This window comes from uncultured Phycicoccus sp. (assembly GCF_947495705.1).
GTDB lineage: Bacteria > Actinomycetota > Actinomycetes > Actinomycetales > Dermatophilaceae > Phycicoccus.
On record NZ_CANLZR010000005.1, the window covers coordinates 263,401 to 274,361 of the forward strand.

10 protein-coding genes are annotated in these 10,961 nt (G+C 75.2%); 6 read left to right on the forward strand and 4 right to left on the reverse strand.

The genetic code is table 11. The annotated features are described in order from the left end of the window. Positions 1-4: 4 nt before the first annotated feature. Positions 5-955 carry an epimerase gene (locus tag Q0963_RS09860; protein WP_299445245.1) on the forward strand — a complete coding sequence of 317 codons (951 nt, stop codon included), beginning with the start codon at positions 5-7 and terminating at the stop codon, positions 953-955. Here Q0963_RS09860 and Q0963_RS09865 read toward each other — a convergent pair. Beyond that, entirely contained in the window at positions 952-2,442 is a 1,491-nt protein-coding gene (locus tag Q0963_RS09865) for a serine/threonine-protein kinase (RefSeq protein ID WP_299445246.1), read from the reverse strand. The genes Q0963_RS09860 and Q0963_RS09865 overlap by 4 nt on opposite strands. Positions 2,443-2,523: 81 nt before the next feature. Here Q0963_RS09865 and Q0963_RS09870 point away from each other — a divergent pair, with 81 nt between their 5' ends. Continuing rightward, a complete protein-coding gene (locus Q0963_RS09870) occupies positions 2,524-3,450 on the forward strand; it encodes an LLM class flavin-dependent oxidoreductase (protein ID WP_299445247.1) in 927 nt (308 codons plus the stop codon). Positions 3,451-3,460: 10 nt separating this feature from the next. Next, positions 3,461-4,195 (forward strand): peptidase E, encoded by a 735-nt coding sequence (locus Q0963_RS09875; RefSeq protein ID WP_299445248.1) that lies wholly within the window; start codon positions 3,461-3,463, stop codon positions 4,193-4,195. A 12-nt stretch (positions 4,196-4,207) separates the two neighbouring features. On the opposite strand, the gene Q0963_RS09880 is transcribed toward Q0963_RS09875, so the two are convergent. Together Q0963_RS09880 and Q0963_RS09885 are read right to left on the reverse strand one after the other, a co-directional pair. Then, positions 4,208-5,239 carry a Gfo/Idh/MocA family protein gene (locus tag Q0963_RS09880; RefSeq protein WP_299445249.1) on the reverse strand — a complete coding sequence of 344 codons (1,032 nt, stop codon included), beginning with the start codon at positions 5,237-5,239 and terminating at the stop codon, positions 4,208-4,210. Next, on the reverse strand, positions 5,236-7,503 hold the full coding sequence (locus Q0963_RS09885; RefSeq protein WP_299445250.1) for an MMPL family transporter: 2,268 nt from the start codon (positions 7,501-7,503) through the stop codon (positions 5,236-5,238). Before Q0963_RS09885 ends, Q0963_RS09880 begins: the two co-directional genes overlap by 4 nt. Before the next feature lie 34 nt (positions 7,504-7,537). Between Q0963_RS09885 and lipB the strand changes: the two genes are divergently transcribed. From lipB to Q0963_RS09900, 3 genes are all read left to right on the forward strand, one after another. After that, positions 7,538-8,206 carry a lipoyl(octanoyl) transferase LipB gene (gene lipB / locus Q0963_RS09890; RefSeq protein ID WP_299445251.1) on the forward strand — a complete coding sequence of 223 codons (669 nt, stop codon included), beginning with the start codon at positions 7,538-7,540 and terminating at the stop codon, positions 8,204-8,206. Positions 8,207-8,405: 199 nt separating this feature from the next. Further along, entirely contained in the window at positions 8,406-9,431 is a 1,026-nt protein-coding gene (gene lipA, locus Q0963_RS09895; protein ID WP_299445252.1) for a lipoyl synthase, read from the forward strand. Between the two features lie 62 nt (positions 9,432-9,493). After that, a complete protein-coding gene (locus tag Q0963_RS09900) occupies positions 9,494-10,219 on the forward strand; it encodes a DUF4191 domain-containing protein (protein WP_299445253.1) in 726 nt (241 codons plus the stop codon). A gap of 18 nt (positions 10,220-10,237) precedes the next feature. Here Q0963_RS09900 and Q0963_RS09905 read toward each other — a convergent pair whose 3' ends face one another. Then, complete coding sequence (locus Q0963_RS09905) at positions 10,238-10,681, reverse strand: RDD family protein (RefSeq protein WP_299445254.1); 444 nt, start codon at positions 10,679-10,681, stop codon at positions 10,238-10,240. Between the last annotated feature and the right edge of the window lie 280 nt (positions 10,682-10,961).

Sequence of the window (10,961 nt, forward strand, 5' to 3'; positions counted from 1 at the left end):
CGTCATGGCCCGCGTCCTCGTCACCGGCTCGTCCGGTCTCATCGGCACCCCTCTCGTCGCCGCGCTCCGCGGGCGCGGCGACGAGGTGGTCCGCCTCGTCCGCCGGCCCCCGTCCGCTCCGGACGAGGTGCGCTGGGACCCGGGCTCGCGCCGGCTCGACCCGGGAGTCCTCGACGGGGTCGACGCGGTCGTGCATCTCGCCGGCGCCGGGGTCGGGGACCGCCGGTGGACCCCCGCCTACAAGCACGAGATCCTCTCCTCCCGGACCGACGGCACCGCCGCGGTCGCGTCGGCCATCGCCGAGACGGGGCGGGACGTCAGGTTCCTGTCCGGGTCCGCCGTCGGGTTCTACGGCGACCGCGGCGAGGAGGAGCTCACCGAGGGGAGCCCGCCCGGCGCGGGGTTCCTCGCCGACGTGGTCCTCGCGTGGGAGGCCGCCGCCCAGCCGGCGGTCGACGCCGGCGCGCCCGTCGCCTTCCTCCGGACCGGGCTCGTCCTGGCCCCGCCGAGCGGCTCGTCCCGCTCCCTCCTCAAGCTGGACCGGTCCGGCGTCCTCATCGACACCGAGGGCGGGGCCGCGGGCCCGCTGGTCCGGCTGGCTCGGCTGGGTCTGGGTGGGCCGATCGGCTCGGGCCGGCAGTTCTGGCCGTGGATCACGCTCGTCGACGAGGTCGGCGCGATCCTCCACCTCCTCGACCACGCCGACGTCACCGGACCGGTGAACCTGACCGGGCCCGAGCCCGCGCGCCAGCGCGAGGTCGCCACCGCACTCGGCCGGGCGATGCACCGCCCGGCGGTCCTCCCGGCGCCCGCGTTCGCCGCCAGGCTGGCCGTCGGCGAGTTCGCGGGTGAGATCGTGGCCAGCCAGCGCATCGTCGGTGACGTGCTGGTCGCCAGCGGCTACCGGTACACCCACGCCGACCTCGACAGCGCGGCCCGCTGGCTCGTGGGCTAGGCCCCCCGGAGGTCGTGGATGCGCCAGCCGTCGATGGTGCGGACGAGGTCGACCAGCACCTCCTGCCCCGGCCGGGCGGGGCGCCCACTGCTCGCTCCCGCGCCCCGGACCGTGTAGGCCCCGGTGCCGAGCCGGGCCCGCAGGACCGCCCGGCGAGCGGCGGCCTGGACGGTGACGACATGCTCGACGGTGTAGACGAGCCGGTCGTAGTGCTGCCCCGCCCGGGCCAGCTCGGCCACACCCGCGGCGTCCCGCGCGTACATCGGCCCCGCCGCGGCCTCGGCGCCCGCCAGGTGCCGCACGTCGGCCGTCCGCCAGGCCGTGGCGCGGGCCTCGGCCAGCACCTCGAGCAGCTCCTGGGCACGCTCGCGCGGTGCGTCCGGGTCGGCCCGGGGGTCCGCCGCCGGCACGTCGGTGACGACGGGACCGGGCCGCGGGTCGAGCGACGGCCGGGCGACGGCCGCTGCCGGCCGCGCCGCCGGCGGCCCCGGCTCGTGGGGCCGGACCCACCCCGCCACCCCGAGTGCCACGCCCGCGACGACGCCGGCCGTGGCGAGCGCCGGCCGCCACCTCGACGCGAGGACGGGCAGCGCTCGCCGGGCCCGGTGTCGTGGTGGCCGGTCCGGAGCCCGGTCGGCTGCGGACCCGGCGGCGGCCCGCAGCCGGTAGGTGACGGCGCTGACGTCGTCGTCGGCCTCGACGAGCCGCAGTGGCTCGGGGTCGGCCGCGCCGAACAGCGCGCACGCCAGCTCGTCCGCGCCGGGCCGTTCGTGCGGGCGGGGCGAGACCGCGGACTCGACGAGGGCCACGAGCGGTGCCGCCCCGGACCCGGCCCGGGACACCTCAGCCAGCGCGGGACGCAGGCCCGGCGCACCGGGGACGTCACCGGCGAGGCACAGCCACCCGAGGGCCCCGAGCGCGTAGACGTCGGCGGCCGGCGACGGGTCCGCGCCGAGGAGGACCTCGGGGGCGATGTGCCCCGCGGTGCCCCACACCGGCGCGGGGGCCTCGCCGACGACCCGGCCGAGCCCGAGGTCGGCGAGCACCGGGCGACCGTCGAGGTCGAGCAGCACGTTGCCGGCCGACACGTCGCCGTGCACCACCCCGGCCCCGTGGAGCCGGCCGAGCGCGGCGGCGACGGGCGCCAGGACGGTGACGACCTCGCCGGGCGAGAGATGGCCGCGAGCGGCGACGAGCCGCGCCAGGCTGCCACCGCGCAGGAGCGGCAGGACGAGGGCCGTGCGGCCGTCGTCGAGCGGCACGCAGGACTCGACGGCCAGCACGTGCTCGGCGGCGGTGCGGGACGTCACGGCCGCCTCGCGTGCGGCGGCCTCGAGGGCCTCGGGCTCGGCGCGGACGACCTTGAGCGCGACCCGGCGGCCGTCGGCGACGCACACCGCCTGCCAGACCTCGCTCGTGGCGCCCACGCCGAGCAGGTCCCCCACCTCGAACCCCGGCACCCCCGGAGCCACCGTCGTCGCCTCCATCCCGCCACTCTGGCCGACCCGCGGGATCCGGCCGCGAGGTTTTCCACAGGCGCCGCGCACCCGGTGTCCTAGCATCGACGGATGCGCATCGGCCCGGCCCTCGGCCTGGACGCGACCGCGTCGTCGGCCGCGGAGGTGAGCTGGCCCCACCTGCTCGACCTCGCCCGGCACGCGGAGACGCTCGGGTTCGACCTCGTGGCCCTTCCCGACCACCTCTACTACCCGGCGGGCGGCGACGGTGACTACTCGGACCCGGACGAGGACGTCGGCGTCCGCGAGAGCACGGTCATGGCGGCCGCCCTGGCGGCGGCGACGACCCGCATCCGGCTCGCCCACTCGGTGGTCAACGCCACGTACCGGCCACCCGCGCTGCTCGCGCACGTCGCCGACACCCTCGACGAGATCTCCGGCGGCCGGTACTCCCCGGGGGTGGGCGCCGGCAACACCGTCGACTTCGAGGCGATCGGCGTCGGTCACGACCACCGCGTCGCTCGCCTCGAGGAATACGTGGCGATCCTGCGGGACCTGCTGCGCGACGGGTCGACCGACCGCGCCGGGCGGTACTGGTCCGCTGTCGCGTCGGCGCTGCCGTTGCGTGACACCGCCCGCACCACGCCGGCCCTGGTCGTCGCCGCGGCCGGGCCACGGTCGATGCGGCTCGCCGCCCGCCATGCGGACGGATGGAACGGCTGGGTCCGCACCCGGGACGCCGGGGCCCACGCCCGCGACCTGATCGACGCGCTCGATCGGGCCTGCGCGCAGGTGGGACGCGACCCGGGGACGCTGGCCCGCACGGTCGACCTCACCCTCGACCCGCTCGACGTCGTCGGTGCGGCGGCGGCCTCACGCACCGCGCTCGAGGACCTCGCCGCGCTCGGCGTCGACGAGGTCCGGTGCTACCTCGCGAGCGACCCGACCCACACCGCTCGGCGGGACGCGATGTCGGCCCTGGCCGAGCTCGTCGACGGCCTCGTGGCCGGATCGCCTGCGGGACCCAGCGCCTCCTAGGGTGGTCGGCGTGCCCGCAGACCAGCCGACGATCCTGGCCACCTCGGGCGGCTACCGCCCCGGCCGCCGCACCCAGCTCGAGTTCGGACCCCTCGTCCACCACGCCGTCGAGCTGTCGGGAGCCCATGGCCGGCGTCCCCGGCTGACCTTCGTCGGCACGGCCTCGGGCGACCCGCGGTTCATGGACTACTGGGCCCACGAGGCCGGCCGGGTCGCGGGCTTCGACGTCACCTGCCTCGACCTGTTCCCCATGCCGAACCTCGACGACGTGCCCGGCCACCTCCTCGAGGCCGACGTCGTCTGGGTGAACGGCGGGTCGGTCGCCAACCTCCTCGCCGTGTGGGACGTCCACGACCTCCGCCCGGCGATGCGGGCGGCGTGGGAGGCCGGGGTCGTCCTCTCGGGGGTCTCGGCGGGGTCGATCTGCTGGTACGTCGGCGGGACCACCGACTCCTTCGGGCCCGAGCTGCGGGCCGTCACCAACGGCCTGGGCCTGCTCCCCTACGGCAGCGGCGTCCACTACGACTCCGAGGAGGGCCGCCGCCCGCTCGTGCACCGGCTTGTCGGTGACGGGACGCTGCCCGAGACGCACTGCACCGACGACGGTGTCGGGCTCGTCTACCGGGGCACCGACCTCGTCGAGGCGGTCAGCGAACGCGACGGCAAGAGCGCCTACCTCGTGACCCGGGCGGGCGACGAGGCGCGCGAGGAGCGCGTGGAGCCGCGTCGGCTGCCGGGCGCCTGACCGACCGGCCGCTCACCGCTGCGGAGTGACGACCTCGACGACCCGCTGCTCGGCGGCGGCGACGCGCGCGGCGTCGATGACGGCGAGGGTGTGCACGGCGTCCCACGGGTCGACGGGCATCTCGGCCTGCGGGTCGGGCGAGCCGAGGGCGGCGACGACGGCCCGGTAGAGGTCGGCCTGGGTGCTGCGGGCGCGCGGCACCGGGCGGCGCTCGTCCCCGCGGTAGAGCCAGCCGCAGTGGTCGGGGTCGGGATCCGCCTGCCCCGTCCACGGGTGGGCCTCGGCCTCGAAGTCGGCCTGGACGTAGGCGCCGTCGCGCCCGAGCAGCCGGACGCGGGGCCCGGGTGCCCCCGCCAGCGACGTGGCCGACAGGTGCGAGACGACCCCCGAGGCGTGGGTGCACAGGAGGAAGGCGTCGTCCTCGGCCCGGGTGGTGCGGGCCTCGACGGTGGCGGCGACCCGCAGGACGGGACCGAAGAGCTGGACGGCGGCGTCGACGAGGTGGGTGTGCAGGTCGAGCAGCAGCCCCCCACCGTCCTCGGCCGTTGCCGTCTCGCGCCACCGGTCGCGGGCCACGGGCCGCCACCGCTCCCAGCGCAGCTCGTACCGGAAGGGCTCGCCGACCAGCCCGGCGGCGACGACCTCGCGCACCGTCACGTGCTCGGGGTCGTAGCGCCGGTTCTGGAAGACCGTGAGCGGGACGCCCGCGCGCTCGGCGTACCGGACGACCTCGCCGGCGGACCCCGCGTCGACGGCCAGCGGCTTGTCGACGACGCACGGGACTCCCGCGTCGACGACCGCGCGGACCTGCTCGGCGTGCCCGCCGCTCGGGGTGGCGAGGACGACGAGGTCGACGCCACCCAGGGCGAGCAGGTCGGGCAGGGCCGCGACGACCTCGACGCCGGGCAGGTCCGAGCGGGCCGCCGCCGCCCGCTCGGGGCTGCCGGTGCAGACGGCCACGACCTCGACCCCCGCCTCCCGCAGCCGCGGCGCGTGGATGTCGCGGCCGGCGAACCCGTAGCCGGCGATGACGGCGCGTGTCATCGGGTGACGGCCGGCTCGACGGGGTCGGGCGGCGGGTGCGGCCCGGCGGCGTGGTGCCCCGGGCCCGACCGGCCCCCGTCCGCGACGAGCCGGGCGGGCCACCACACGCGCGGCCCCAGGTCGTACGCGAGCGCGGGCACGAGCAGCGAGCGGACGACGAAGGTGTCGAGGAGGACGCCGAAGCCGACGATGAAGGCGATCTGGACGAGGAAGACCAGGGGCAGGACGCTGAGCGCCGAGAACGTCGCGGCCAGGACGATCCCCGCGCTCGTGATGACCCCGCCGGTCACCGCCAGGCCCACGAGGACCCCCGGGCGCGTGCCCCGGATGAGGGACTCCTCGCGGACCCGGGTCATGAGGAAGATCGAGTAGTCGATACCGAGCGCCACGAGGAACACGAACCCGTACAACGGGATCGACGGGTCCCCGCTGGTGAACCCGAAGATGTGCTCGAAGACGAGCGCCGCGATGCCGATCGTCGCGCCGAACGAGACGACGTTCGCCACGACGAGGACGAGCGGAGCCAGGAGCGAGCGGAGCAGGAGCGCGAGGACGAAGAAGATGACGACGAGGATCGTCGGGACGATGACCCGCAGGTCGCGGGTGCTCGCGTCGAGGACGTCGAGGTTGGTCGCGGCGGCGCCGCCCACGATCGCGTCGGGGCTCACCGCATCGAGGTCCGCCCGCAGCCTGCGGACGGTCTGCTCGGCCTCCTGGCTGTCCGCGGCGTCCTGGGTCGTCGCCTGGAGCAGCACCGTGCCGTCCACGACCGTCGGGGGCGGGCCCTCCTGCCCGGGCTGCGGGGGGACGAGGCCGAGGTAGGCGCTCTCGATGCCGGGGTCCCCGCTCACGACGTCGAGCGCGGCCTGCGCGTCGGGCTCGGGGACGACGACCTGGAGCGGCTGGGCCGCGCCCGCGGCGAAGTGCTCGCCGATGATCTGCTGGGCGGTGATGGAGTCGACCTCGGTGAGGAACGTCTCCTCGATCGTGGCCCCGCTCGCCTTGAAGGTCGGCACGAAGGCCGCCGCCGCGAGCAGTGCGACGAGGGTGATGCCCCACGTGCGCCGGGGGTGCGAGCCCACCATCCCGGCGACGCGCCCCCAGATGCCGGCCCCGGACCCGACGACGTCCTCGGCGTGCTGATGGTCGATCGTCGGCGCGAACGGCCAGAAGACCTTGCGCCCGAACAGGAGCAGCACGGCCGGCAGGAAGGTCAGCGAGGCGAGCAGCGCACCGGCGATGCCCAGCGCCCCCACGGGTCCGAGCCCGGAGGTGCTGCGCAGCTCGGCGAGCAGGAGGCAGAGCAGGCCGAGGATGACGGTGGCCGCCGAGGCGCCGACCGGCTCGATGGTGCCCCGCCAAGCCTGCTTGAGCGCCACCCACGAGCTCTCCTCGTCGTGCAGTGCCTCCTTGAAGCGGCTGACGAGGAGCAGCGCGTAGTCGGTGGCGGCGCCGACGACGAGGATGAAGAGGATCCCCTGGGACTGGCCCGAGAGGGTGATGACGTCGTTGCTCGCCAGCTGGTAGACGACGAGCGAGGCCGCCGACAGGCCGAAGACCGCGCTGAGCAGCACCGCGAACGGCAGGATCGGGCTGCGGTACACGATGAGCAGGATGATGAGGACGACGAGCAGGGCGACCCCGAGCAGGATGCCGTCGATGCCCGCGAAGGCCGCCGAGAAGTCTGCGATGAGCCCGCCGGGGCCTCCGACGTACGCCGTGAGGCCGGCCGGTGCGAGGGTGCGGTCGATCTCCTCACGCAACGCGTCGGCGCCCTCGGCGAGGGCGGTCGTCTCCTCGGCCGCCGCGGTGCCGGTCGCCCCGTCGAGCGGGATCGAGACGAGGACGGCCTCCCCGTCCTCGGCGGGGATCGGCGTCACCGAGCGCCCCTCGACGAGGAACCCCCCGAGGGTCTCGCCCTCCAGGGCCGGCAGGGCGAGGCCCGGCACGGCCTCGGCGAACGCCTGGACGGCGGCGAAGTCCTCGGGGGTCAGCGCGCCGCCCGCCGAGCGTTCGACGACGACGAGGTACGGCAGCTCGGTGCTGTCGCTGAAGCGCGCGACGGCCTCGCTGACCAGGGTCGACTCCGCGTTCTGCGGGAGGAACGTCGCGTTGTCGTTGGACTGGACGCCGGAGAGCTTGCCCTGGGCCTGGCCGCCGAGCCCGGCGACGACGAGCCACGCGAGCAGGACCAGCACGGCACCGAGCAGGACCTTCCGGGGCCGTCGTGCACGCTGTCGGTCCGTGGCCTGGTCCTCGCTCATGCCCTCAGCCTAGGAGGACGGCCGCCGACATGCCGTGAGCCCCTGGCGGACTCGGGCGTACCGTGTCCCCATGCGCTTCGTGCACCTCGGCTTCGCCCCCGACCTCGTCGACTACGAGGAGGCCTGGGCCACCCAGCGCGAGGTGCACGCCCAGGTCGTCGCGGAGGCCGTCGGCGACACGACCCTGCTGCTCGAGCACGCCCCGGTCTACACGGCGGGCAAGCGCACCGAGCCGCACGAGCGGCCGGTCGACGGCACCCCCGTCATCGACGTCGACCGCGGGGGGAAGATCACCTGGCACGGGCCCGGTCAGCTCGTCGGCTACCCGATCGTGCACCTGCCGGAGGTGCCCATCGACGTCGTCGCCCACGTGCGCCGGCTCGAGGAGGTCATGATCCGGGTGTGCGCCGACTTCGGCGTCGACGTCGTCCGGGTCGAGGGCCGCAGTGGGGTGTGGGTGCTCGCCGACGAACGCGGCGCCGACCGCAAGCTCGGCGCCATCGGGGTGCGGGTCAGCAAGCGGGTGACGATGCACGGCTTCGCCCTCAACTGCGACGCCGACCTCGGCTGGGCCGACGCGATAGTGCCCTGTGGCATCAGCGACGCCGGCGTCTCGTCGCTCACCCGCGAGGCCGGTCGGCCCGTGACGGTCCGCGACGTCCTCCCCTACGCCGAGAAGCACCTCGCCGACGTCCTCGGCTAACTCCCCCGACCTCCCTCCCCGGCCCCGGTCGGCTTTCTCGGGTCACCCGAGAAGACGGCACCTCACCCGGGAAGCCTTCCGGGGTGAGGTGCGGCGTTATCGGGTGACCCGAGAAAGCCGCGGGCTGAGGGTGGGCGCCGGGCCCGACGGATGGGCAGGGGCTGGGGGGCGGTCGGGAGCGGGGCGTACCCTGGCGTGCGTGACTGTCGCACCTGAGGGACGCCGCATGCTGCGGGTGGAGGCGCGCAACGCGCAGACGCCGATCGAGCGCAAGCCCGACTGGATCCGCACGACCGCGAAGATGGGCCCCGAGTTCACGGCCATCCACGCGATGGTCAAGGGCCAGGGCCTGCACACCGTGTGCCAGGAGGCCGGCTGCCCCAACATCTTCGAGTGCTGGGAGGACCGCGAGGCCACTTTCCTCATCGGCGGCGACACGTGCACCCGGCGCTGCGACTTCTGCGACATCGCCACCGGCCGCCCCCAGCCGCTCGACCCGGACGAGCCGCTCAAGGTCGCCCAGTCCGTCGCCACGATGGGCCTGCGCTACGCCACCGTCACCGGGGTCGCCCGCGACGACCGCCCCGACGGTGCCGCCGGGCTCTACGCCGACACGATCCGGCAGATCCACGCGCTCAACCCGAACACCGGCGTCGAGATCCTCCCGCCCGACTTCGGGGCCAAGCCCGAGCTCGTCGGGCAGGTCTTCGACGCCCGCCCCGAGGTGTTCGCCCACAACCTCGAGACCGTGCCGCGCATCTTCCGGCGCATCCGCCCGGCCTTCACCTACGAGAAGTCGCTCGCGGTCCTGTCGATGGCCCGCGAGGCCGGCCTGGTCACCAAGTCCAACCTCATCCTCGGGATGGGCGAGCAGGACCACGAGGTCGAGGAGGCCATCCGCGACCTGCACGACGCCGGGTGCGACATCCTCACGATCACCCAGTACCTGCGCCCCTCCCCCACCCACCACCCGATCGACCGGTGGGTCAAGCCCGAGGAGTTCGTGCACTGGAGCGAGGTCGCCGAGGACCTCGGGTTCAAGGGCGTCATGGCCGGCCCGCTCGTGCGCTCGTCGTACCGCGCCGGCCGCCTGTGGGCGACGGCGATGCGGCGGTGGGGCCGCCCGATCCCCGAGCACCTCTCGCATCTGGCCGAGGCGGCGTCCGACCCCGCCCGCCAGGAGGCCTCGGCGTTGGTGGCCAGGGCCCGCGGCGCCGTATCCTGAGCCCAGCCCCCCGCCCCCGCACCCGCGTGCGGGGCACCCCCGACCAGGAGCAGCGACCCCCCGTGTCCGACGCACCCGCAAAGAAGCAAGGCCGCATCGCCGAGATCCGGCAGGCGTACCGCGCGCTGAAGTCCCTCGACCCGAAGCTCGGGTGGTGGATGCTCGGCGTCGGGCTCGCGACCGCGGTGGCCATCGTCGCCGTCGGCTTCCTCGTCGGCGACTTCTGGCGCTGGTACGGCATCCTCGTCGCGATCCCCACCGGGGCGCTCGCGGCGACGATCGTCATGAACCGGCGCGGCAACAAGGCGATGTACGGCGCGCTCGAGGGCAAGGTCGGCGCCGCCGGGGCGACGCTCACCGGCCTCGGCAAGCGCGGCTGGTACGCCTCGCAGGAGCCGGTCGCCCTCGAAGGCGCCCGCGGCACCCGCCCCCAGGACATGGTCGACGCGGCGATGGTGTTCCGCGCGCTCGGGCGCCCGGGCGTCGTGCTCATCGGTGAGGGCCCTCCCGGTCGGGTCGCGAAGATGCTCAAGGCCGAGGAGAAGAAGGTGGCCCGGGTCGCCCCCGGCGTCCCCGTCCACCTGTGGACCGTCGGCGAGGGCGAGGGCCAGGTCCCGATCCGCAAGATCTCGAGCAAGCTCACCCGGATGAAGCCCAGCCTCAGCAAGGCGGAGGTGTCGGTCGTCAACAAGCGGCTCACCTCGCTCGGAGGCATCCGGCCGCCCATCCCCAAGGGCGTCGACCCCACCAAGGCCCGGATGGACCGCCGCGCGATGCGCGGCAAGTGACCTGACGGTCGCGAGGCGCTAGGCGCCGTCCGCGCCCGGGCGCACGATGCGCGTCCCGGCGAGGTAGTCGTGCAGCAGGCGCCCGTCCCCGGCGCGGACGAGGCCCGGCAGGAACAGGCAGGCCAGGGCCGAGCGGGCCAGCACCTGGAGGGTGAAGGACCCGGCGCGCACCTGCCACACCTGGAGGCCGAAGAGGCGGTGCCCGAGCGTCGACCCGGTGAGCCGGACGAGGACGACGTTGAGGACGAAGAACACCCCGAGGGTCGCCCACGAGCTCTGCGGGATCCCGAGCAGCAGCGGCGGCTGCTGACCGGGCTCCAGCAGCAGGTCGTAGGGCAGGAGCACGAACGTCACGAGTGCGGACACGACCCAGTCGACGACGAAGGCGCCGATGCGGCGGAGGAAGGACGGGTCGAGGGGGTCCTCGTCGCGCTCGCTCTGGCGCTCGTCGGTCGTCGGCACGAAGCCCAGCCTAGGTGGCCGCGCCGAGGAACTCCGACCCCCTCCACGCCCCAGGCCTCTGTCGGTGGTCGTCGGTAGGTTCGAGGCATCGGAAGGGGGCAGTGATGGCGACGGCAGCGGGTCCGCAGGATGTGCTCGATGCCGTGCGTGTCGCCCGGTCGGCGTTGCGTCGGGTGGTCGACCCCAGCGGGGTGCGGGGGTCACGGGCTGAGTGGGCGGCGGTGGCCGGTGAGCTGCAGGGGTTGGTCAACGAGGCGGCCGCGGCGCAGGACGCGGCGGT